The sequence below is a fragment of the Trueperella bialowiezensis genome (assembly GCF_900637955.1).
GTDB lineage: Bacteria > Actinomycetota > Actinomycetes > Actinomycetales > Actinomycetaceae > Trueperella > Trueperella bialowiezensis.
Window position 1 is genome coordinate 1,457,240 of sequence record NZ_LR134476.1, and the last position, 23,606, is coordinate 1,480,845.

The 23,606-nt window shown below is 58.6% G+C and carries 15 protein-coding genes; 10 read left to right on the forward strand and 5 right to left on the reverse strand.

All coding sequences use genetic code 11. The annotated features are described in order from the left end of the window. The first annotated feature begins 92 nt into the window (after positions 1-92). The gene (locus tag EL234_RS06630; protein WP_126416714.1) at positions 93-1,298 is read left to right on the forward strand and encodes a glycerate kinase; all 1,206 of its coding nucleotides are present in this window, start codon (positions 93-95) and stop codon (positions 1,296-1,298) included. Continuing rightward, positions 1,295-2,881, forward strand: coding sequence for a class I adenylate-forming enzyme family protein (locus EL234_RS06635; protein ID WP_126416715.1), 1,587 nt, complete (start codon positions 1,295-1,297; stop codon positions 2,879-2,881). The genes EL234_RS06630 and EL234_RS06635 overlap by 4 nt, the downstream gene beginning before the upstream one ends. A gap of 94 nt (positions 2,882-2,975) precedes the next feature. On the opposite strand, the gene EL234_RS06640 is transcribed toward EL234_RS06635, so the two are convergent. From EL234_RS06640 to EL234_RS06650, 3 genes are read right to left on the reverse strand one after another with little or no spacing between them, the layout of a single operon-like run. Beyond that, complete coding sequence (locus tag EL234_RS06640; protein ID WP_126416716.1) at positions 2,976-3,410, reverse strand: DUF3592 domain-containing protein; 435 nt, start codon at positions 3,408-3,410, stop codon at positions 2,976-2,978. Beyond that, entirely contained in the window at positions 3,403-3,915 is a 513-nt protein-coding gene (locus EL234_RS06645) for a hypothetical protein (protein ID WP_126416717.1), read from the reverse strand. Before EL234_RS06645 ends, EL234_RS06640 begins: the two co-directional genes overlap by 8 nt. A 28-nt stretch (positions 3,916-3,943) precedes the next feature. Continuing rightward, entirely contained in the window at positions 3,944-4,435 is a 492-nt protein-coding gene (locus tag EL234_RS06650; protein ID WP_126416718.1) for a hypothetical protein, read from the reverse strand. Positions 4,436-4,728: 293 nt separating this feature from the next. Between EL234_RS06650 and EL234_RS06655 the strand changes: the two genes are divergently transcribed. Continuing rightward, positions 4,729-5,460 (forward strand): BglII/BstYI family type II restriction endonuclease, encoded by a 732-nt coding sequence (locus EL234_RS06655; protein ID WP_126416719.1) that lies wholly within the window; start codon positions 4,729-4,731, stop codon positions 5,458-5,460. Here the strand turns inward: EL234_RS06655 and EL234_RS06660 are convergent. Continuing rightward, entirely contained in the window at positions 5,457-6,284 is an 828-nt protein-coding gene (locus EL234_RS06660) for an MT-A70 family methyltransferase (protein WP_126416720.1), read from the reverse strand. The genes EL234_RS06655 and EL234_RS06660 overlap by 4 nt on opposite strands. Before the next feature lie 636 nt (positions 6,285-6,920). Between EL234_RS06660 and EL234_RS06665 the strand changes: the two genes are divergently transcribed. Beyond that, positions 6,921-9,785: a 5' nucleotidase, NT5C type gene (locus EL234_RS06665; RefSeq protein ID WP_126416721.1), complete on the forward strand. Its 2,865-nt coding sequence runs from the start codon at positions 6,921-6,923 to the stop codon at positions 9,783-9,785. A gap of 225 nt (positions 9,786-10,010) precedes the next feature. Here the strand turns inward: EL234_RS06665 and EL234_RS06670 are convergent, their stop codons facing one another. Further along, on the reverse strand, positions 10,011-11,309 hold the full coding sequence (locus EL234_RS06670) for an MFS transporter (RefSeq protein ID WP_126416722.1): 1,299 nt from the start codon (positions 11,307-11,309) through the stop codon (positions 10,011-10,013). Between the two features lie 116 nt (positions 11,310-11,425). Here EL234_RS06670 and EL234_RS06675 point away from each other — a divergent pair, with 116 nt between their 5' ends. The 6 genes from EL234_RS06675 to EL234_RS06700 all read left to right on the forward strand — a co-directional run bounded on the left by EL234_RS06675 (position 11,426) and on the right by EL234_RS06700 (position 23,573). Further along, positions 11,426-12,778: an NAD(P)/FAD-dependent oxidoreductase gene (locus EL234_RS06675; protein WP_126416723.1), complete on the forward strand. Its 1,353-nt coding sequence runs from the start codon at positions 11,426-11,428 to the stop codon at positions 12,776-12,778. A gap of 226 nt (positions 12,779-13,004) precedes the next feature. Beyond that, on the forward strand, positions 13,005-15,740 hold the full coding sequence (gene ppdK / locus EL234_RS06680) for a pyruvate, phosphate dikinase (RefSeq protein WP_126416724.1): 2,736 nt from the start codon (positions 13,005-13,007) through the stop codon (positions 15,738-15,740). Positions 15,741-15,923: 183 nt separating this feature from the next. Beyond that, entirely contained in the window at positions 15,924-16,904 is a 981-nt protein-coding gene (locus tag EL234_RS09355) for a hypothetical protein (RefSeq protein ID WP_164712427.1), read from the forward strand. Then, entirely contained in the window at positions 16,901-18,850 is a 1,950-nt protein-coding gene (locus EL234_RS06690; RefSeq protein WP_126416726.1) for a hypothetical protein, read from the forward strand. The genes EL234_RS09355 and EL234_RS06690 overlap by 4 nt, the downstream gene beginning before the upstream one ends. A gap of 100 nt (positions 18,851-18,950) precedes the next feature. Next, positions 18,951-21,881 carry an FAD-binding and (Fe-S)-binding domain-containing protein gene (locus tag EL234_RS06695; RefSeq protein ID WP_126416727.1) on the forward strand — a complete coding sequence of 977 codons (2,931 nt, stop codon included), beginning with the start codon at positions 18,951-18,953 and terminating at the stop codon, positions 21,879-21,881. Positions 21,882-21,992: 111 nt separating this feature from the next. Beyond that, the gene (locus tag EL234_RS06700) at positions 21,993-23,573 is read left to right on the forward strand and encodes a hypothetical protein (RefSeq protein ID WP_126416728.1); all 1,581 of its coding nucleotides are present in this window, start codon (positions 21,993-21,995) and stop codon (positions 23,571-23,573) included. Positions 23,574-23,606: the final 33 nt, after the last annotated feature.

A 23,606-nucleotide genomic window follows, 5' to 3' on the forward strand; every position in this document is an offset into this window, starting at 1 on the left:
ACCAGCTCCCACACCGCCCGCCAAAGGTCGGCCAGTCGCTATGCACAGCACGAGCAGGCTGACCACTTTGCCAGCACCTCAAGGGAGAGATAATGAAATTCGTTCTTGCTCCGGATTCGTTCAAGGGAACGATGTCGGCCGCTCGGGTAGCAAGCATCATGGCTGACGCCGTTCACGCCGTCTTCCCCGATGCGCAATGCCTCGAGATCCCCATGGCCGACGGCGGCGAGGGCACAACGCAGTCCCTCGTTGACGCCCTCGCCGGTGAGCTTCGCACGGCAGCGGTCACCGATGCGCTCGGCCACTCCCGTGAGGCACATTTCGGATGGATTCCAGCCGAGCGGCTCGCCGTCGTCGAAATCGCACAAGCGGCAGGCATTGAACACATCGCCGCCGCAGATCGCGACCCGCGCTCCGCCACCACCCGCGGCGTCGGCCAGTTACTTACCCACATCCTCGACCTCGAACCAGCAAGAATAATCGTGGGTCTCGGCGGTTCGGCAACTAACGACGGCGGATGGGGGATGGCACGCGAACTTGGCGTCAGAGTGTTCGATTCTCAGGGTGAGTCGCTTGCGGATCGCCCCCTCGAGTTAGCTCGTGCACAACGCCTAGACGTGAGTGGGCTCGACCCACGCTGGGCAGCCGTTGAGATCACGCTCGCCTGCGACGTTAATAATCCGCTCACAGGCCCCAACGGAGCGAGCGCCGTCTTCGGGCCGCAAAAAGGGTTGAGCGAAACCGACGTCAGCATTTTCGACTCCGCGCTCGCGGTGTGGGGCGATCTGTTGGACTCACACGCACAGCAGGCTGGCGTCGCACATGCGCCCACGCAGATATCGAAAACGCCCGGCGCAGGCGCAGCCGGAGGTCTTGGGGCTGCCTTCATGGCACTATTCGGTGCCACACCGCGCCGCGGCGTCGAGCTGGTGATCGACACCGTGCGCCTCGGCGAACACTTACGCAATGCCCACATTGTTTTCACCGGTGAAGGCTCCATAGATTTTCAAACAAAATTCGGCAAAACCCCTTGGGGCGTTATGCGCGCCGCGCGTGAACAGGGAATCCCCACGATCGCGTTCGCCGGAAATCTTGGACACGGAGTAGAAGAACTCCACGACGCTGGGTTTTCGGCCATCGTGCCGACGGTTCGGAAAGTGGGCACGCTTGCCGATGCTCTGGCTAACGCGGAGAAGTCGCTTTTTGAAGCCGTGCGTATGACCTGTCGAATCCTTGCGACTAGCGTTTCGGAGTCTCGGCACTTAACTCAACAAGACTGTAAGGAGGAAAAACCATGATCGTAGGCGATACCCTCTGGCCTTCTGATATCACCGCAGATATACGTGAGGTTAAGGTATATAACCGCACGGTGCGCACCTATGTGCCCGGCCCACAGTCGCTTTATGAAACCCTGGCCGACACGGCTGCGAAGTTTCCGGACAAGATCGCGATCTATGCCGAAGACGGCAACCGGTTCACGTTCGCCCAGGTGCGGGAGCTCGTGGATGGATTTGCGGGCTACCTCGCCCAGCGCTACGCGATCACCACAGGGAAGCGGGTGGGGGTGTTGCTCGATAACGGGATCGATTTCATCACCGTCTTCTATGCCACCAACCGGCTGGGTGCGATTATCGTGCCGCTTCCGGGCAAGTTCCGGCGTGCCGAGATCGACGCGCTCAGCGAGCGGGCGCGGCTTGACCTTGTCGTATGCCAACCCGAACAAGCCGACTGGTTCGCGGACATGCCGGTGATAACGACGTCGTCGAATACGTGCGCAGCTGGACTGCCCTCTTGGCACACGCCCCACGGACTGGAAGGCGTGCCCATGCCGGTGATCGAAAACGACGCGGTGCTGCTGTTTACGTCGGGAACGACGTCGCTGAGCAAAGGCGTGCTGCTGACAAACATGAATGCTGTGCACGCGGTGCGCAGTTACGCGCGCGTGCTGGACTTGTCGAGCGATGACACCACGATTATCGCCGTACCGATCTACCATGTGACGGGCATGATCGCGATTATCGGTCTGTTCGTGTATCTAGGCGGGGCGATACATATTCAAAAGCGGATGGAGGGCAGGCCGTTCGTGAAAGAGATTTACACGTCTGGGGTGAGTTTCGTGCACGCGTCGCCTACGGTGTTCGCCATGATGCTTGAGGAACGCGACCGATTCCCGCAGCTGCCCTCCGTACAGAAAATGGCATGCGGAGCGGCGCACATGCCGGTCACGCGGATTGCTGAATTGCATGAGTGGATGCCGCACATGCAGTTCCGCACGGTCTACGGGCTTACCGAGACGTGTTCTCCCGCGTTCGTGTTTCCGTGCGATGCAGCGACGTCTGCGGATCTCGGTAGCTCAGGCATGCCAATTCCGGGCCTTGACGTGATGATTTGTGATGACGACACCGAGCTGCCCATCGGGGAAGTGGGGGAGATCGTACTACGTGGTGCGAATATTGCGCGCCGATATGACGGGCTAGAAACCGAGGCTCTCAGCGAAGACGGCTGGCTGCGGACCGGCGACATCGGGCGAGCGACTCCCGGCGGGTACATCTACGTGTTGGATCGGAAGAAAGACATGATTAACCGAGGCGGCGAGAAAATCTGGTGTATTGATGTCGAGGAAGAGCTGCGCAGGCTGGATGGCGTGGAGGACGCCTGCGTGGTGGGCGTGCCGGATCCTTTTTATGGTGAGGTCGCGGCCGCTGCAGTAGTGTTGCGCGACGGCGAGGAAACCAGCGAGGTAGAGCTGAAGGAAGCGCTTAATAAGCGGCTGGCACGCTATCAGGTGCCAGTATATTTCCGGCGAGTGCCTGCCATTCCGCTGACGCCGGGCTCGAAGGTGGATAAGAGGGCGGTTCGGGCGCTTTTTGCTGACGTCTAGTGTGGTCGACCGGGATTCAGATTGAGGTTTTCGGGCTTGCTGCACTATACGAGCAACGTTTCGGCAAATCTCAATTATTAGCTCCCGGTTTTGCTTAGCGTTTGATGACGAAGCGCTCCGGATCTTCGCGATCTACGTAAATCGTCACCTCTTGGCCCTCGTCGAGGAAGGGCCGCACGCCTTCGTAGACTTTCGTGAACGCCCGGGTGTCCGAGCCGTGCGTGCCGGTGGCGGTGAGCACGTAGTGCGTCTTGCCGGAGATCGCTGATTGCACCTTACGTTCGATTGCGGTGACCACGCCCCAGTAGGGGATTCCGCTTTCGACCAGCTGGGAATCTGCAGCATTGGCCCGCAGGTTGTAGAGCGCGAGCCCGCACCCGCCGACGACGAAGGCGCCCGCCACAGCCATGAAGCCCCATGGAAAGGAGGTGCCGCTGCCGCGGTGATCGGTGAAGATGAGTACCGCGGCGAAAACGCCGAACAGGGCCAGTACCGCGCCGACTATCGCTAGCGCCATTCGCCTATTCATCTGCTTCCCCTTCCGTGGTTGCGCCGTGCGCCTGTGCTAGGTGTCGATTCTGTTCTTGCAGCATCTCGGGAATGATGATGAGGTATTGCGCTGGATCGTCCGGGTCGATCCCAATGTCTACTCGGTGGCCTTCTTGCACGCTGGGCTTTGTGAAGGAGAAGGTCTGGGTGTAGGTGGCGCCGTCGTTATCCTTAGCCTCGACCATCCACGGGTGTTGGCCGTTGATAATAACGTCCGGGTTGGGCACCACGCGCGTGACACGCGCTGTGATGCGCGGGCATGTGAGCAGCCGGGCCTCGCGGGCGACGAAGCGTTGCCGTGCGCGGGAGAATGCCACGAAGCTGGATATCCCCATGAGGATGCCGAGAACGAGGATCACGCCACCCACGGGCACCATGTCCGAAATGCCTTGCCATATGCCGAAGAGAAGGATGATGGCGCCGCCGAGGAAGACGATGGGGGCGAGGGCCGTGAGAACCGCGAACTTGCGAAGGGAATAATCCATGCCTCTAGCCTATCGTTCGCTGGCGTTGCTACCAGCGTTGGCCGTGGTACTGCGCGGTGTCGGGGATGAGCATGGCGAATGTGTTGGGATTGGACGGGTCGACGGCGATGGTGATGTGGTCGCCGCGGCGGACCCGTGGCATGGTTTCGCCGATGATTTCGGTGTAGGGCCGTTCGCCGCCGTGCAGCGTGGGGCCGTAGGCGTGTACGGTCCACATTCTTTTGCTTTGAATATAGTTGGCGGGGTGGATGTATTGCTCGTAGACGCCATCGACGACGGCGGTGATGCGCGGCCCGTTGGCGGCGACCCGGCGGTAGGCCTTGATGTGCGAATTTGAGATGAGTAGTGGCGGCAGGCCGGCGGTTAAGAGTGCGGCGGTGGTGAGAACGCCGACGAGCGGGCCGACGATCAGGCCGGCCCCGCCGAGCGCCAGCCCGACGACGAGGATGAGAATGCCTGCGCCGATAGCCAGCGCGGTAAAGCCGATGCCGATGCGCCGTCCCATTAACCAGATGACCATGTGAGTCCCTTCGCCTACTTCCAAGGATACGGGACGTTGAGACAGAGCCGGTTAGTGGGAGTAGAAAGTACGTTTAAGAGTCTGACACTGAACGGCGGCAGGACTGAGTTCGGCCGTGCGCTGCATTCATATCCTGTAGTTGACCGTGTGTCGGCGGGGTGTAAAGGGTCCTGACCTTTTGCTCGGGCAAACTTGCCCACTCCATGTTTGGAGACGATTGGAATTGATACGGGCCTTCGTGAGAAAGCTATTGCCTTGCCTTATGGAATCGTATAAACAGATATGCTTCGTATATGAAACGAGACGAAATGTTTGCGGAGGAAGATCTCCCAGGAGTTGTCTGGCAACCAACGGTAGATCTTCCGGATGGGTTTACTTACGGCGTGACGAGGTATGCCGACATCATTCTTAGGGACGCGTTCCCGCAGAGATTCCAAGAGATTGTAAACAACCTTGAAGAGTACTATATTGATTACGAAGAAGACATTTTGGTGGGTGGCGGTTCTCGAGCGCGGCATACGAAACGCCACGATGATGGTTTAAAGAGGCGCGGTTGGCATGAGCACAATGTGACGATTGAGAAAGCTGTTGATGGAAAGCCAATCTTTAAAGTCCGTAACCATGAGATCGATGTGTTTTCGATGGGTGACGACGGCGGCTATCCGGGAGTCGCAGTGGAAATGGAGTGGAACAATAAGGATCCATTCTTTCATCGTGACCTCAACAATTTTCAGGCTCTCCACCGTGAGGGAGTTATTGCCGTTGGTGTTATTGTTACTCGTGGGCCTCGACTACAGGAACTGCTTTACTACCTTGGAACAGAAGGGCACTACCCATCCTCAAAGTATGGGACTTCGACGACTCATTGGAATAAGCTTATCCCAATGATCAATATCGGTGCAGGCGGCCAGTGTCCTTTGTTATGCATTGGAATTGAACCGGAAAAGGTTAGCAATCTTCCATGCAGTGACGTGAATAATTTCGAGTTCTCTGACGGGACAGTATTGAAATTAGCCGGATGCTAATCCCGTTTTTGAGCGCCTGGACGGCGGATCTCAGCTCCACCCTCTTTTAGTAGGTTTCTCACACGCTGAATGGAATAGCCTGTGACAGCAGCTATTTCTCGAATGCTCATGTTCTGCTCATAAAGGCCAGTTATTTTTGCGGCGATTTCCTCCATTACTGCTTGAGGTAGTCGCCTGTTTGGTGGGATTGGAGGGAATATTTCACCGCCAGCATATCCGCGGTGTACTTTACCTCGCACTTCGCCATCAGATTCATCCCCCCAGACTGTCCATCCGTCGCGTGGATTACGTGCGAATAGCTCAAGGAAAGGGCCGGGAGAGCAAGACTCAATTAGGTTGTATTGTTCATCTGGCTTACGGGAGTGCTCTCGTTTGCGAGTCTCTATCATATTCACCTGGCTACGCCCCGGCTGGAGTGTTCGCATTTTTCCTTTGACGCCAAAGAGAATCATCTCTGTGACGTTACGAAAATAAAAACCTACGCCTCGTCCGTCTGGGCCGCCGTCTTTTCGGCGTTTAGCCCAAATTATGTTGCTAACATATCGAAAACCCCATGATTTCATGACTTCGAGACCGTCTGGTAGAAGCGCATTTGGCACCCACAAGTAGAGGTGTGCATTTTTGGCTGCGACGTCGCTGACGGGCAGTGATTTGATTGCGTCAAGATCCATAGTCGAGTAGCGGTCGAGGCGGCGATGTTCCGGGGCGACCTTGCCAGTGCGGTTTGCAAAACGCCACGGTGGATCTGCAAGGATCGTGGAGAAACCACCTGCAATTCTCGGAAGTGGAAGGATCTCGTCATTTTCGCGTAATGGTTCGGCCATGGAAAAACTCTACATCAAATGGATCTTTAATAAGATCTTATCCGTGTGATTAATGTCTGGTTGGAATTATGGGCGTCATACGGTATATGTGGGCGGGAGCTTCATCCGCGCGTAATGGTAAGTCGACTGAAACAGACGTTAGAGCAGCTAATAGCGGCGTTCCTGGTGCTCGTGAGACTCGGCGGGGCTAGGGTGGCCATCAGAGTTCTCGGTTTCCTACTGACAGCTACGCCTGACTGTGCCGTGCGTCGGCACATCGAAAGCTACCAGGTCGCTGTTCGGCTATCTGAGTTCGGGCTGTTTTATCGGTAAAGTACGCTCTTAAAAAGTGCGATAAGTTATCGTATGGACAAGGGTTGCTTATAGTGACACGACGTTAGGCACTATGTAGAGTCAGTTGAGCCTGTCTGCTGATTAGAAGGTTGAGAACGATGACCGCCTCCGAGCGTGCAGCCGGCCAATCGCGGATTGCAGATACGTAACAATGATACACGTAACCGGTGTACACTTCATTCGCGCATAGGGGCCGTGTATTATGAGCTTAAGCTTGACATTTAGAGTGTCGAAAATGCGCTGCGAGTTGTGTAGTGGCGACGAATGTGACTATCGAAGAAAGAGTAAAGCGGGTTCCTAGTTATGGCATCCTCATCAATAGAAAGCTGGCGCGAATTCGTTCGAGAGCAACTCGGACATCTGGAAAGGCTGTTGGGCTGTGAGGCCAAACAGCTTGCCCAGTCTGTTAAGCAATACGCTGACGATCGTATGAATCCGAAAAAATGCCACCCAACTCCTCAGCCTCTTTCGATCGTTGGAGAGGCGATACTTCCGCTGATTACAGATTGGAATTGGGTTAAGCGAAGGGTTGAACAAGTCACTGTTCAGCCCGATGGTAGATCTCGAAGAAGAATTTCTTTCGATCTCTGTCTGCCAGTACGTGACGGTCTCAGGTATTCATACATCGCCAAAGCTATTGATGAAGAATCTAATATGACAGGGGTGATAGTACCGCTGACTTTTCTCCGTAAGGGGCCGATCGTGAATTTGGGGATATCGGGCCCTGATGGAAATACGAGAAGTAGCGTAGGGTTCCTCGAAAACGCTCTACTCACCTACAGTGCCTTGTGTAAACTTAGCAAGGACAACCAGATTGATGAGATTGTAGACAATTTCCTCAAAGAGCATGATATTTGGGCGTCTTCTGACCACCAGCGCGATTCAGGTTCCGTAAATAGCGAAACCCTTGGTGAGAAGCTTGTAAAGATAGCTATTTGGCAAGTGATCACATCGAGTCAAACTGATTACAGTGCCTCGCATGAAGGTCAACTCGCTGCTAAACAAGATGTCCATCGACACGAGGCTTTCGGAACCGTCGCAAGTATAATCTCAGCGCTCAGGCATGGGCGCCCCCTGCGTTCGTTCTTTTTGACAGTATGGCCCATTTTCACTTCAGAGAAGTCCGGAAAAGAAGCTTATGAGCACGAACAACGCGTAGAAATTCGTGCCGTTGACTCTTCTCCTGCAATTTTGATCCTCATTTTGAGTCTGCTTGAGACCTATATTGAACCCTTTCGCGAGGCGCATAAAGACAATAAAAACGATCTAGTAGCGCGAGAGCTATTTTGCATTCTAATGAGCGCAGTTTCACTGAGCTATCTTTCGGCTGTCGTAACGCCCGAAGGTGACGTATATGCGCGAGAGCAAGATGAGCAGTTTTCCCAACAAGCGGGCCAAGTGCGAGCCGTTTTCAAAATGTCATCTGATATTGAACCGAACCTTGACTCAGACAAGAGGGATTCTCCGGCAAGAAATTCCACTCACGTTAGAGATTCTTCGAAGTTTAAGAGCTGCTATGACTCGATGAAATTATGGTCATCAACCGCGTGGGAAACTATTAAGCGATTTTTTAGCGACGAAAAAGGGAGTCTATATAACTTTGACGTTTCTCTATGCTCTGCTGAGAGTGCCCACATTGAATTCAATCCGCCACAAAATCTTGTAATCGCAGGCGTTTATTCAATGACAGGCAATGAGAGTAATGGTTATGAATCGGAGTACTCGGACATTTTAACGTTCGCAGAAATTAAGATAGCGTCACGTAACGATAGCGAGCGGCAGGGATCTTTTTCAGAGAGTTCCAATCTTAGCCAAAAAGCTCATAGACGGGACTCTTACAGGACCTCACCGGGAATAATTCACATTAGCCCGAGCAGCGATTGGTTGCGAACCGTCGGCTCATACGCAGTTCAGTTGATACCGAATGTCGCTGGTGCGAACCGCGCCTCAATAGCTACTCTGCTGGGTTCTGCGGCAATTTTGTTAATCCAACTCTTGAAAGAAGAATCTGGAGCTCCGGCCTGGAGTAATTTTTTTGGCGCTGCGACACTGATACTTGCGATCTATGCCGCGATTTTATTTACTACCGGCCGCAGCGAAATTGAACATAGGGTGCTTAGGTATACAAACATTCGAATCCTAGTCATGTTTATTTTCGCTTTTATAAACATCATATGCGCCTTTCTGTTAAGTCGTAACCACGCTCAGCATAAGGTTGCGATCTTTTGCATTAGCGCTGTTTTCATACTGTTATTCGGATTCTGCAATTTTCGAACGAATAAAAAGCACAAAGACTTAAAAAAAGAAGTTGGGAGATTGTCTGAAGTTGAAGATTATCAAGTGCGCAACATTAACTCACGCCAGAGTCGCTATCAGACGATTGCGCTGACAGAAACGGGACCCTATGACGTTCACTATCTTACGGCCGGATATCTGACAAAAATGAAAAGGCATTTAATGGAGAGAACGCCAATGGGGTTAGAACCATCGAAAAACCCTAGAATTCTTAAGGAATACATTCGCGATTTTCACCCCAGTGTCAAATCACATAAATACAATGCGAGGAGTGAAATGACCGATTTAAACCGTCTAATTATTGCAATCGATCTTGATGGAGTTTGCGCTGACTACATCTCGGGGTTTAGGGACTACATGATGAATGAAACAGGGCATCCGGCCAGCGAATTTCCTACCCCCCAACACTACGATCTTTCAGAAAGCGGTTGGCCATTCAAGGATTACGATTCATATCATAGGTACCATAAGCAGGCGGTGATTTCCGGTCTTTACAGAAAGCTTCCGGTTATCCCCGGAGCTGCTGAAGCAGTTAAGGAGCTATCCGATATTGGCTATCACATTCGCATTGTTACCCATCGATTGACCTTCGGTGGTAGCCACGCTCAAATTATTTCGGATACAGCCCATTGGCTTGATGATCGGAAAATCCCGTTTGGTTCTATCTGTTTTTCCAGCGTGAAAGATGACATTAATGCAGATCTGTATATAGAAGATTCGCCCTCAAATATTGAATTGCTTCGGAAGAAAGGAATCACGACTTTCGTGTTCTCGCACGAGTACAACTGCGGCATAGATGGGCCACGTTTTGACGACTGGAAAGTTGGTGTTCAACTAGTCCAAAAGGAGTTAGGAGGCCCTCGAAAATACTAGAATCTCACCGGCTTCAACCTGGGCGATCGGTAATGTCGTAGAGGGAATTTCTGGCAGAATGAACCAGACCCTAGTATGGGGCATATTTATTTGTCTGTTTAAGGATTAGGTCCTTGGGCCGGCTGATTGTGTTTTCCATGTCGTCGGCTTTGAGGATTTGACAGAGGTGGGTAAGGGCGGTGGGTGATGTGAAGCGTTTTCGTTCAAGCCTTTCTTCCTCAAACACTATGCGCACCTAAGCTGGCGGGCTACCACATACACACTTCCCGCTACGCAGGCCGTGCAGGCTAGTGCCGCGGCGGGGAGCGCCAGCGTCGTCACCCGCGTGAGCGCCAAGCCCACCAGCGGCGGCGCCACGAGCATGCCCGTATACGAAAAGCCCATTTGGATGCCCATCATCCGCTCGGTGTTCGCTGAGCCGAAGCGAGCAGTCGTCTCCTGCAACATCATCGGGAAGATCGGCCCGCAGCCGAACCCGGCCACGGCCAGCCCGGCCAGACTCACGGCCGGCACCGGGATAAACAGCAGCGCCACACCCACGGCCAGCACACCCGCCCCGGCGAGCAGCAGCTGCTGGTTGGTCAGCCTATGCGATACCAGCCCGGCCACGAACCTTCCCGCCGTGATCCCGATGAAGAACGCTCCGCCACCGGCCGCCGCCAGGTCCACGTGCATCTGGAAACGTTCCACCAGATAGGTGGCGCCCCACAGCCCCAGCGACATTTCTACCGCCGAGTACCCAAAGAAGCCCACCAAGATCACCGGCAGGTTTGGCATCCGATACCACGGCAGGCGCGCTAGCTCGGCGCCCCCACGCTCGGTGTCAGGGTTCTGCGCTAGCTCGGCGCCCCCACGCTCGGCGCCCGTTCGTTCACTGCACGCCTCGGCGCCCAGTTCGGCGCCCGCGTTGGGATCCAGATCACCGTCAGCTTCTTCGCCAGCATCGGCATTATCAGCACCCTCACTCGCTGGCGCCTCCACCGGCCGTTCCCACATTTTCCGCGAGGCCAGGAACACGCCAAACAGCACCAGCTGCAGCGCGGCAATCGTCCAGTAGGCCGGGCGCCACTGGCCGGTGTTGTGCAGCCAGAACGCCACGATCAACGGCCCGGCCGCCGCGCCGATTCCCCACGAAGCGTGCAGGAAGTTCATGTGGCGGGCCGAATAGCGCACGGCCACGAACGCGTTGAGCGCCGTGTCAATCGCGCCGGCGCCCAACCCCAGCGGCACGGCGAACGCCAGCAGCCACGCAAAGTTGGGTGCCACCGCGTACCCGGCCATCGCCGTCGCTGTTAACAAAATCGAACCCGCACATACTCGAAACGTGCCAAAGCGCCGCAGCAACGCCCCGGAGGCGAACGACATCGCGATCGTCGCCGCAATCCCCATCGCGTTGACCACCGCCGCGCCCGCGGCATCCGCGCCAAGATCGCCGTGCATCGACGGCCAGGCTGCGCCGACCACGGCGTCGGGCAAACCCAGCGAAATAAACGCGGCGTAAATAATGGCGAGCAAGACGGTCACGCCTCCAGACTAGCAAGCGCGCCCCAGCCCGGCTCGGATAGGAAACTCGTCACGTTTACGGAGGCCAGCGCCGGATTTTCGCTAGCATTGACTTGCGTAATTTGAGGGGAGTATTCGTGGCACAACACCGCGTCGTCATCGTCGGTTCCGGATTTGCAGGCCTGAAAGTGGCCCAGAAACTCAAGAGGGCGGACGTGAAGATCACGCTCATCGCTAAGACCAGCCACCACCTTTTCCAGCCGCTGCTCTACCAGGTGGCCACGGGCATCCTGTCCGAGGGCGATATCGCGCCCACCACCCGCGAAATCCTGCAGCGGCAACAGAATGTCGAGGTGCGCCTCGGCCTTGTCGAGGATATCGACGTCGCGAACAAGAAAGTGCTGTGGCGCAACCACAACACCAACTACGAAACGGAATATGACACGCTCGTGCTGGCCGCTGGCGCCGGGCAGTCCTACTTCGGCAACGACCACTTCGCCGTGTTCGCGCCCGGCATGAAGACCATCGACGACGCGCTGGAGATCCGCGCCCGCATCTTCGACTCCTTCGAAAAGGCAGAAAACGAGCTGGACCCGGCCGAACGTGAAAAGCTCCTCACCTTCGCTGTGGTGGGAGCCGGCCCAACCGGCGTGGAGATGGCCGGCCAGATTCGCGAGCTCGCTTCACAAACCCTCAAGAACGAGTTCCGCAACATTGATCCCGACGACGCCCGCGTGCTCCTCATCGACGGCGCAGCCTACCCGCTGCCCGCTTTCGGTGAAAGACTGGGCAAGAAGACCCGCAAAGAACTCGAAAAGCTCGGTATCGAAGTGGTCATGGACACGTTCGTCACCGACCTCGACAAGGACTCGCTCACCCTCAAGAACAAGGACGGCGAGGTCAGCACCGTCGAGGCGTACTGCAAGGTGTGGGCCGCAGGCGTCAAGGGCTCCGAACTCACCGAAACCCTGGCCGAACAGACCGGCGTGGAACTCGACCGCTCCGGGCGAGTCATCGTCAACGACGACCTCACCGTCGCCGACCATCCCGAAATCTTCGTGCTGGGTGACATGATGAGCTTCCCGGGCGTGCCCGGCGTCGCACAGGGCGCCATCCAATCGGCAGTGTTCGCCGCGAAAGTCATCAAAGCCCGCCTGGCCGGCAAGCCCGCCCCCGAAAAGTTCTCCTACAATGACAAGGGCTCCATGGCCACCATCTCCCGCTTCAAAGCCGTGGTCCAAATGGGCAAACTCGAATTCACCGGCTTCTTCGCCTGGCTCGCCTGGTGCTTCCTCCACCTGCTCTACATCGTCGGCTTCAAGAGCCAAATCGGCACGCTACTCAGCTGGTTCACCTCGTTCATCTCCGGCGCGCGTTCGGAACGTACGACGACGAACCAGCAGCTCGTTGGCCGCCTCGCCTTAGAAAAGCTCGGCGCAGGATCGTCCGGCAAGCTCGTGCGCGGCGAAAAGGTTGAAGTCGAAGACTAGCCGGGACGGAAGGAGAGCCGGGCGACGGCGTCGTCAGCGCTACTTACGCCGCGTCGCCACGGGAATCCAAGCTGCGGTTTCAGCTGGTCGGCGAACCAATACACGGGTAGGACCAAGGTCGATATTGGAACGTGTCCAGTGGTAGATTAAAGCAGGTGCGTGGCGGTACCGAAGCCGCCGCGCAATACATGCCACCCGAAGTACAAACAATCCCAACGGAGGGAAGATGACGAAGTACGTATACGACTTTACCGAGGGCGATAAGGATCAAAAAGATCTGCTCGGCGGTAAGGGCGCCAACCTCGCCGAAATGACGAAGCTTGGCCTGCCGGTTCCACCCGGATTCACGATCACCACGGAAGCTTGCCGTACCTATCTGCGTGAAGGGAAGGAACCTGAGGAACTGTCGGTGCAGGTCACCAAGGCGATCCGCCAGGTTGAAGAAGTAATGGGCAAGAACTTGGGCGATCCGGAAGATCCGCTGCTCATGTCGGTGCGTTCGGGTGCGAAGTTCTCCATGCCGGGCATGATGGAAACCGTGCTCAACATCGGCCTCAACGACGAGTCGGTGGTTGGCCTCGCCACACAGTCTGGCGATGATCGTTTCGCATGGGATTCCTACCGCCGCCTGCTGCAAATGTTTGGCAAGACCGTCCTTGGTATTGAAGGCGAACCGTTCGCCGACGCGCTCCACGCCCTACAGGACGAGAAGGGCTACGCCGGCGATCCGGACATGACGACGGACGATCTCAAGCGCCTCGTCGCCGAATTCAAGGAGATCATCAAGAAGGACACCGGTAAGGACTTCCCACAAGACCCGCGCACCCAGCTCGACCTGGCCATCGAAGCCGTGTTCAACTCGTGGAATACCGAGCGCGCAATCATCTACCGCCGTCGCGAACACATCCCGAACGACATCGGCACCGCCGTCAACGTGCAAACCATGGTGTTTGGCAACATGGGCGAAGGCTCCGGTACCGGCGTGTGCTTCACCCGCGATCCTTCCACCGGCCACTCGGGCGTCTACGGCGACTACCTTGAGAACGCTCAGGGCGAGGACGTGGTGGCCGGCATCCGCAACACTCTGCCGCTGTCGGCACTCGGCGAGCTGGATAAGAAGTCGTACGACGAACTGCTCGGCATTATGGACCGACTCGAAACGCACTACCGTGACCTGTGCGACATCGAGTTCACCGTGCAGCGCGGCAAACTGTGGATGCTGCAGACCCGCGTGGGCAAGCGTACCGCCGCCGCGGCATTCCGCATCGCCGACCAGCTCGTTGACGAGCGCCTCATCACCCGTGACGAGGCCGTTACTCGCGTGACAGGCGACCAGCTCACCGCGCTGCTCTTCCCGCAGTTTGACAAGGATGCGGACAAGATCGAGATCTCGCGGGGTATGCCGGCGTCGCCGGGTGCCGCCGTCGGCGAAATCGTCATGGACAACGAAACGGCCGTGGCACGCACCAAGGCGGGCGCGAAGGTGATCCTCGTACGCCGGGAAACCAACCCGGACGACCTGCAGGGCATGGTCGTCGCCGAAGGTATCCTCACCGCGCGCGGCGGCAAGACCTCGCACGCCGCCGTCGTCGCCCGCGGTATGGGCCGCTGCTGTGTAGTCGGCGCTGACGACCTCGTCATCGACGAAGTCGCCGGCACGATGGACGTGAAGTCCACCGGCAAACAGTACAAGGTCGGCGACGTCATCGCTATCGACGGCGCCTCCGGTGAAGTATTCGAAGGCGAAGTACCTGTGACGGATTCGCCGGTGACCGCCTACCTGACCAAGGGGCTCGACGCCGGATTGGCCGCAGCGACCGACGACGACGCGAAGGAACTCGTGCACGCCGTCGACCGCATCCTCACACACGCTGACGAGGTTCGCCGCATGAACGTGCGCGCCAACGCCGACAGCCCGGAAGATGCGAAGGCCGCCCGCGACTTCGGGGCCGAAGGCATCGGCCTGTGCCGTACCGAGCACATGTTCCTCGGTGACCGCCGCAAGCTCGTCGAAGAAATGATCCTCGCGAAGGACGACGCCGCGCAGAAGGCCGCACTCGAAAAGCTGCTGCCACACCAGCGTGAAGACTTCGTGGGTATCTTCGACGCGATGGATGGCCTGCCCGTCACCGTACGCCTGATTGACCCGCCACTGCACGAGTTCCTGCCGGACCTCACGCAACTGTCCGTTGACCTTGCGGTCAAGGAAGCCAAGGGCGAAGAAATCACGGACGAAGAGCGTGAACTTCTCACGGCCGTCCGCCAGAACCACGAACAGAACCCGATGCTCGGCCTGCGCGGTGTGCGCCTCGGCCTGAAGATCCCCGGCCTTATCCGCCTGCAGGTGCGCGCGATCTCCGAGGCCGCTGCCCGCCTGATCAAGGACGGCAAGGATCCGAAGCCGGAGATCATGGTTCCGCTCATCGGCTCCGTGCGCGAAATGCAGATCGTACGCGACATGGCCGTAGAAGTGCTCAAGGAAGTCGAAGAGGAGACCGGCGTGAAGCTGGACATCCCGATCGGCAACATGATCGAACTGCCACGCGCAGCGATCTCGGCTGACACGATCGCCGGTGAGTCTGACTTCTTCTCGTTCGGCACGAACGACCTGACGCAGACCGCTTGGGGCTTCTCGCGCGACGACGTGGAAGGCGCCTTCTTCAACGACTACTTCGACTACGGAATCTTCGGCGTCTCGCCGTTCGAATCCATCGACCTGGGTGGAGTTGGCCCGCTCGTGGACATCGCCGTGGCCCGTGGCCGCAAGACGAATCCCGAGATCAAGCTCGGCGTGTGCGGTGAACATGGTGGCGATCCGCAGTCGATCCACTTCTTCGAAAAGGTGGGCTTGAACTACGTGTCGTGCTCGCCGTTCCGCGTGCCGATTGCCCGCCTTGAGGCCGGCCGCGCTGCGGTGGAGAACGAAACCACGTACATCACGCAGTTCGTACCGACCGAGTAAAAGCTCGAACTAACGACGCGGATGGTGGCTGTGGCCGATGCGGCCGGGCCACCATCCGCGTTTTTGCTTATATAGCAGTTTTGCCGAGGTCGAGGGGTGGGACTGCCTTGACTCATTCCACTCAAGACCATAGTTTGAAACTGATACACGCAGCACAGTTTTTAAAATACGAAAGGCAGTCCTGTGGAAAAAGAAAACTTGCCTGGCCAAGAGCCTACAAATTCGGATCAGAACCTTACCCAGCCACTACCGGAGGCGCAGCCGCAGCCGGCAAACCCGGATGCACAGCCGGAACAGGCAAACCCGGAGCCGCAGCCTGAGGCAGCAAACCCGGAGACCGCGCGGTTCCAGCCGGGAGCCCCAAACCCGCAGCCGCAGCCGGAACCGGCGCAGCCTCAGTCGGAACAGCCAGGCGGAATGCCGGCACCATACGCGGATGGCACACCGGCAGCACCTCCCGCACCGGCAGCACCTCCCGCACAGGTAGCGCCGCCTGCGCCGCCAGCAGACCCGGCATCAACGATCGGAGGAGCGTTCAAGGCGGTACCCGCGGTGCTTAGCCTGATCGTGAAGGGGCAGCTGGTGCAGGCCTTTGGCGTGGCCGCGCAGCACAAGTGGTATTGGCGTGCAGTGGCGTGCCTTTACGTTGTTCTCGTTGGTCTGCTTTCTTTCGGCAGTGGCGTGAGTGCAGCCCGCGGCGTCAACTCGGTGTTTGTGCAGCTGACGGGCTCGAGTGCGGTGGGAAGCGCGTTCGGTGCGGGCCTGAGCTTCTTTGTTTCGGGTATTTTTCTCGGCGCTCTGATTTTCTTTGCTCGTGCGGTGGCCGCGCACGGCGCGCTGAGGATAAGTAAGCTTCCGGTGTCGTTCGATCAGAGTGCTACGGTGTGGGCGGTCGCGGTCACCCCGGTCATTTTCGTTTTCGCGCTCGCCTCGGTCTTTGGCATCATCCCGAGCGTCGCCACGTTCGCGTTGGCGATGTTGATCCTGGTGCTTCTCGGATTGATGACCGGCTTCATGGCGGAGATCGCGCTTTACGTGGGGATGAACTCGCTGGGCCGCGCTAAAAAGTCGATGCTTATCCCACACACGCTGTGCGTCGGTGCGGCTAACGTGGCCGTGGCGCTGGTGTTGTTCATCATCGTTGAATTGCTGGTGAGATCATGACTGAAATAGCGCGCACAACGAGTCACAAGCCGCGTAGCCGTATCAAGCTGTTCGCGCTCATCGCGGCGCTCATGGTTTTCCTGTCGGCATGTGGCGCCAAGCTGAATACGAATCTGACACTGAATGAGGACGGGTCGGGAACCCGGGTCATCGAGTTCACGGTTGAGCGTGATGAGTCGATGGAGGAGAACATTCAGGGCGGCTTCGAGGCCGTGGACGCGTCGATCAAAAAGCATTTGCCTGAGCAGCTGGAGTATTCCGGGTTGACGGTGGGCGACGACGTCGTCACCGGCTCGTTTACCCTGACGTTCACCTCGCTTGACGATTACGAGTCCAAAGTCAAAGCCCTGCTGGAAGCTGGCGGCGATTTGAACGAGCCGTATCTCGAATTTGAAGAGACGGACGGACGGCTCAAGAGCGGTTTCCGGTTTTCTGAAAGCTACTCGTCGAGGTCGCTTTTGGAGTGGGTTGCGAACGGGCTCGTGGAAGATGGGATTATTGACGAGTCGAATAAGTCGTCAGTGTTTTCTGAGGACACGGCGGTGCTCACGTTCAAGGATCAGACTTACGAAACCCTCTACGGCAGCAGTATTGATGTTAACCAGGTCAAAGATAACGGCTTTGACAGTATCGACGTCGTCATCCTCCCGAATGAAGATGGCACTTACGAGGTGGGCGTCAGGCTCTCGCGCAGGACTGAGCCGGAGGAGGAGCTTCACAAGCTAGACGACGAGTTGATCGCGTCTATCGACGTCGACGGCCTGACCGAAGGTCCGAGCACCCTATTCAGTAGTAATGACATGGCCTACCATCGCCCGGTGACGTTCACCGCGGCGGACGCCGACGAGGTTGACGCAAAACTAAACGCTGTTTTCGGTGAGGACATGGCCGAGTTCAGTGCCACGCAAGAGCGCCGATCCGGACACCTCCAAATGGAACAAACCTATGCGGGTAAAGTGAATCCTTCGAATCTGTGCTCGAACTACTATTGCTGGGCGGATGTCGATGTGTTGAGCCCGGGCAACAATGAGCAATACGAGCTCCTGTTTGACTCGCTGGGATATCGCACTAGCACGGGCGAGTTTGAATTCACCTATGCGATGCCCGTCAACTTTGAGTCGTTGGATGTGAAGATGGACGTGTCGATGTCGCGGGCGTGGACGCTCGAGATCGACGTCGTCCTTGATACGAATCAGTACGAATCGTTGCTCGACGTCGTCGAAGAAGAACTCACCCCAGGCGAGGATGTTGGGTCGATAAAGACGAGCGACGCCGACGGTAAGCGCACCTACTCGATCAAGATCGCAGAAAACGAGGAGAACGCGGATGCGATCGCGGAATACCTCGATGGACCACGGGCCGGAACGCCAGTGCGCGTGGCGGAAGCGAGCGAGTATGACAAGGAGATGTTAGGGGCTGACTATAGTGTTCGCCTGAATCTCAGTTTGCAGTCGTTGCTGTCTGGGGCATCGGTGAAGCAGATCGACGCTGAAATCAACCTTGGCACGTTCCACAAGTTTACGGACGACAGGGATATCTTTTGGGAGATCGACGGCGGCACGGCCACGTTTTCGAAGACGTTGAGCGACGACGACGGCGTCTATCTTCCGGAGTTTTACGGTTACGGTTCGGGGCCCTCGCAGGGTTTCCTCATCACGATGATCGTGATCGGGGTGCTCGTGATCGTTGCTATCGTGCTTCTGATTGTGTTCCGCAAGAGGCTTTCGCCGGCGCTGTCGCAGGCGCAAAAGACCGTGGCAAGCGGCTATGCGACCGCGAAGGAGTACGGCTCTGAGGTGATGTCGTCGGCGGCGGCCAAGCCCGCGCCCGGTAGTTACCCAGGCGGCCAGCCCGGCGGTGAGTTTGGCGGCCAGCCCGGCGAGAACGCTCCCGGCGGCGCACCGGATGCGCCGGATGGGCCGTTTACCGAACACGATCTGAGGTAACCCTCAGGGGTTTCGGAAGCTGGCAATTCGCGCTAGGGCGCCACGGTAGGGTTAGGATCTGCTATGTGGCGCCCTAGTGTTATGCGCCTGAGGAGGGAGCATGTCCGTGTCGGTTCGCGAGGCCACACTCGCTGATCTCATTGCCGCCCGTATTTCTGGTGAGGTTGATGGGTCGGTTCGCGTGCGCGCGGAGTATTCGACGGACGCCTCGAACTACCGGGTGCCACCGCGGCTGGTGGTCTTCCCGAAAGATGCCGACGACGTCGCGGCCACGCTCACCGTGTGCCGGGACCGTGGTGTGCCGTTCACGTCGCGTGGTGGTGGCACGTCTGTGGCTGGGAACGCGGTGGGCGAGGGCGTAGTGCTCGACTTCTCGCGCTACATGAACAAGATCTTGGAGATCGATCCGCAGGCGCGTACCGCCCGGGTACAGCCGGGCGTGGTGATGAGCGACTTGCAGCGTGAGGCGGCCAAGCACGGACTGCGTTTCGGGCCCGATCCTTCCACGCAGAACCGTGCCACGTTCGGCGGGATGATCGGTAACAATGCGTGCGGCCCGCACGCGGTGGCATGGGGGCGTACAGCGGATAACGTGCTGGCGCTCGAATGTATTGATGGTCGCGGACGTGAGTTCACCGCGGGGGCCGGCGACCTGAGTGCGGTGCCCGGCCTAGAAGAGGCTGTTACCGCAAACTTGGGCGATATTCGGATGAACATGGGCCGGTTTTCCCGGCAGGTCTCCGGCTATTCGCTCGAGCATCTGCTCCCGGAAAATGGGCGCGACCTCGCAAAAATGTTGGTTGGCTCGGAAGGCACGCTCGTCGTTATCACGGAGGCGACGCTACGGCTCGTGCCGCTCGCGCAAGCACCGACGCTTATCGTCGCCGGCTACCCTGACATGGCGGCCGCTGCCGACGCTGTGCCCGCAATCTTGCAACACTCCCCGCTGGCCGTGGAGGGGATCGACGCCGAACTTGTGGACGTGGTCCGCCGGTCGAAGGGCAGCGTGCCCGAACTGCCGCCCGGTGGCGGATGGTTGTTTATTGAGGTGGGCGCTCAAGAAGGTGAACCGATCGACGTCGTCGCTGAGCGTGTGGACGGGATTAGGCGCGACGCCGGAACGGACGCGATCATGGTGCGTCCGCCCGGGCCGGAAGCGAGCGAGCTGTGGCGGATTCGCGCCGATGGTGCAGGTCTTGGCGGGCGTACCCCGCAGGGCGCGCCCGCGTGGCCGGGGTGGGAAGATTCGGCGGTGCCACCCGAAAAACTTGGCGACTATCTGCGGGATTTGCGTGCACTCATGGACCGCCACGACCTGGACGGGCTCATGTACGGGCACTTCGGTGACGGCTGCGTGCACGTGCGCATCGACTTCCCGATCGACGAAGAGACGGGCGTGCCGATCATGCGCCAGTTCATGGAAGAGGCCACGGATATTGCGGTGAGCTACGGCGGTTCGATGTCCGGTGAACACGGGGACGGCCGGGCGCGCTCCGAACTGTTGCCCCGGATGTATCCGCCGCAGATCATGAAACTGTTCGCCGCGGTCAAGGACCTGTTCGACCCGGATAACGTGCTCAATCCGGGCGTGCTCATCGATCCGGAGCCGTTGGATGCGAACCTGCGCCGCCCAGCTGCCCGGCCGACGTCGTACGCGGGCGGGTTCCACTTTAGGGAAGACGACGGCGACTTTACTCGTGCCGTCCACCGGTGCACCGGCGTCGGAAACTGCCGGGCGGACCGCACGGGTGCGGGCTTTTTCATGTGCCCGTCTTATTTGGCGTCGAAGGACGAAAAGGATGTGACGCGCGGGCGTGCTCGCGTATTGCAAGAGGTCACGAACGGTCGGCTGGTCAAAGATTTTGCGGACAAGGCCGTCATGGAGGCCCTCGATCTGTGCTTGGCGTGCAAGGCCTGCGGGCGCGACTGCCCGACGGGCGTGAACCTCGCGAAATACAAATCGGAGGCTCTGTATCGCGGGTATAAGGGCAAACTGCGCCCGATCACACACTACGTGCTCGGCAACCTGCCGATCCTCGGTCGGCTGGTGACGTGGGTGCCGGCCGTGGCTGGGATCGCGAACTGGGCGCTCAAGTTCTCGTGGGTGCGCAAGCTCGCGTTTTCTCTGCTCGGGATCGATCCGCGCCGCCAGATGCCCGGGTTCGCCACAAAACGCTTTTCACGCACGGTCCGCGAATTGAAGGGACCGTCACGGAGGGTCGGTAAGCACCTGCAGGCCCGCGAAAGGCACGCGGGGGAGTCCGCGCAGGCGAACAGTGACGGGCGCAAGTACGTGATGCTCTGGGCCGACTCGTTTTCCGAAACCCTCGACACCGCCGGTGCGCAAGCCATGGTCTCCGTGCTGCAGAGCGCCGGCTACACCGTGCTCATCCCGCCCAAGGACGCATGTTGCGGTCTCACGTGGATCACCACCGGCCAGCTCGGCCACGCAAAGAAAGAGTTGACCAACCTGCTGACGATCCTCGCGCCGTTCGCCGCATCGGGCATCCCGATCGTCGGCGTGGAGCCCTCGTGTACGGCCGTGCTGCGCGAAGACATCCGCGATCTTCTTCCCGACGACGCGCGCACCGACGTCGTCGCCGACATGACCTTCACGCTGGCCGAACTGCTCACCGCGCCCGAACCAATCGGGCCGGGGGAGGAGTGGCAGGCCCCCGACCTGTCCGGTATCGAAGTGGTGGCTCAACCGCACTGCCACCACTATTCAGTCATGGCTTGGGACGCCGACGCCGCGCTCCTCAAAGAGGCAGGCGCGCAGGTGACCACCGTGTCTGGCTGCTGCGGACTCGCCGGCAACTTCGGCATGGAAAAAGGCCACTACGAGATCTCCGTGCAAGTGGCTGACAACAACCTGTTGCCCGCACTGCGCGAGGCCGCACCCGACGCCGTCTATCTTGCCGACGGCTTTTCCTGCCGCACCCAAGCCCAGCAGCTGGCCGGTAACTCCGGCGTACACCTGGCCGAACTGCTGCGCGACGGCGCCTCGACTCGCCGTCGCACATCACACTAGGTGAAAACCCGGTAAGAACAGCGCATTCTTTTCCCTCATACCCACGGATGAAAATGCGCGGTAGTGTGGACGGGGGAGTCGGGTAGTCTAGAGCGAGGGGAAGGAGAGCGCGTGGGAGTTTTCGAATTGCGAGGCGGCAAGCTTGTGCCAGCACCCGAGGCGACAGCAGGCGGCATGGCCAGTTCGGTGTTGAGCGCTGTACGTGCGCAAATGCTTGAGTTTATTGACCGTCCGCTATTTCCCGTCGGCTGGATTGGTGCCGACGCCGAATCGCTCCTCGCACTGGATCCCACCGGCCAGGTCGTCACAATCAACGTAATTCCGCGGCTGAATGCTCAACTGTTCGTAGCAGCCTTGGCGCGTGCCGGGCGGCATGCGGACATGAAACGCCACGACATCGCCGAAATCTACCCGGGCGGCCGCGACGCGTTTTCGGCAGACTACGAAAACTTCGTCGAGTCTTCCCCGCCGCAAATGAAACGCGGCCCGCGACTCTTCATTTTCTACGTTTCTGCTGACGCCGGCGTCGCACAACCTCTTGCCGCGCTACGCGGAGTGGGCGTGGAAACGTACCGGGTGGTGGTGCACGACGGCGCTCGCGGCCTTCTCGTGGAAATCGCGCCAGGATTTGAGGCGCGGGAAGCCGTTGGTACGAGGCAAGCGCAGTACGAGATCGGGCACGTGCTCGTGCCCGAACAGGCTGAGCCCGCGCCGGTGGAGGCTGAGCCCGAGGACGCTGAGTCAGTGGATGCTGAGCCCACGCCGGTGGATACTGAGCCGGAGGTGTCTGACGCCGAACAGGTCGAGCCTGTCGACGCAGAGCAGCCGGAACAAGCGGATGCTCAAGGCGAAAGTGCTAGCGCGCACCCAGAGCCGGCCGAGCCGGACGCTGAGACGGTAGAGTTCGAGCGCGTCGTCGTCGAAGAAGAACCCGCCGAGCACGGTGAATCTGACGACCAGCGGGCTGTTGACACCGAAGTTGCCGCTGCGATGCAGGTGGATGAGGCGTGGGAGATCACCGGGTGGAAGCATGAAAAGAGCCGCCCGGCCAAGCGGGCTGCGCAGGTCTTGAAAGACCAGGTCGAGGATCGGCAGCACGAGCAGGCCACACGCGAGACCAGGCGGCAGGAAGCGCTCGACAAGCTTGAGCGTGAGCGTCAAGATACGGGCACCACGCTGTTTGAGCAGGTGAAAGCCGCGGTTAAGCGCCCCGAGCAGCGCCTGTGGGACATGAGCGCACCGAAACGAGACTCGGATGCACGGATTTATTCGGAGCAGGATTCATCGCGTAGGTCGTCGGATGCGGTGGCGGATGCCGCGTTGAAATCCGACCGCTGGGTAGATGAAAATCCCCGGAGTGGCGGCTCGGCACCGGAAGCTACACCTGAACAGCCGGCCGTGGAACCTGATGCGGGGCAAGCCCAATCAGATGCCTCGGAGGCGTTGACTCCCGACCCGCGCATTCAGCGCGTGGTTGGAGACGTGGGGGCTGTGACGATCACGTGGAAATCGAGGCGCCGACGCTCCTCACGTTCCGCGCAGCTCACCAGTAACGGGCTGATTGAGATCAGCGGCGTCGGTATTTTTGCAGACCCGAGCAAGGCCGCTGCTGCCGCATCAGGAAACAGGTTCGCGAACGGCTGGAAAGTCTGGCAAGTCCCCGACGGGCGTGCACTCGGCGATTTCGCCTAGGCAACCTAGCCGCCGGTAGGCAAAGCGAGCCGG

Bases quoted from the DNA above. Each gene is read 5' to 3' on its own strand.
- ppdK (WP_126416724.1), top strand. From the start codon at position 13,005: ATGACGAAGTACGTATACGACTTTACCGAGGGCGATAAGGATCAAAAA.
- EL234_RS06635 (WP_126416715.1), top strand. From the start codon at position 1,295: ATGATCGTAGGCGATACCCTCTGGCCTTCTGATATCACCGCAGATATA.
- EL234_RS06650 (WP_126416718.1), bottom strand. From the start codon at position 4,435: ATGGTCATCTGGTTAATGGGACGGCGCATCGGCATCGGCTTTACCGCG.
- EL234_RS06645 (WP_126416717.1), bottom strand. From the start codon at position 3,915: ATGGATTATTCCCTTCGCAAGTTCGCGGTTCTCACGGCCCTCGCCCCC.
- EL234_RS06630 (WP_126416714.1), top strand. From the start codon at position 93: ATGAAATTCGTTCTTGCTCCGGATTCGTTCAAGGGAACGATGTCGGCC.
- EL234_RS06665 (WP_126416721.1), top strand. From the start codon at position 6,921: ATGGCATCCTCATCAATAGAAAGCTGGCGCGAATTCGTTCGAGAGCAA.
- EL234_RS06660 (WP_126416720.1), bottom strand. From the start codon at position 6,284: ATGGCCGAACCATTACGCGAAAATGACGAGATCCTTCCACTTCCGAGA.
- EL234_RS06695 (WP_126416727.1), top strand. From the start codon at position 18,951: ATGTCCGTGTCGGTTCGCGAGGCCACACTCGCTGATCTCATTGCCGCC.
- EL234_RS06640 (WP_126416716.1), bottom strand. From the start codon at position 3,410: ATGAATAGGCGAATGGCGCTAGCGATAGTCGGCGCGGTACTGGCCCTG.
- EL234_RS06690 (WP_126416726.1), top strand. From the start codon at position 16,901: ATGACTGAAATAGCGCGCACAACGAGTCACAAGCCGCGTAGCCGTATC.
- EL234_RS06655 (WP_126416719.1), top strand. From the start codon at position 4,729: ATGAAACGAGACGAAATGTTTGCGGAGGAAGATCTCCCAGGAGTTGTC.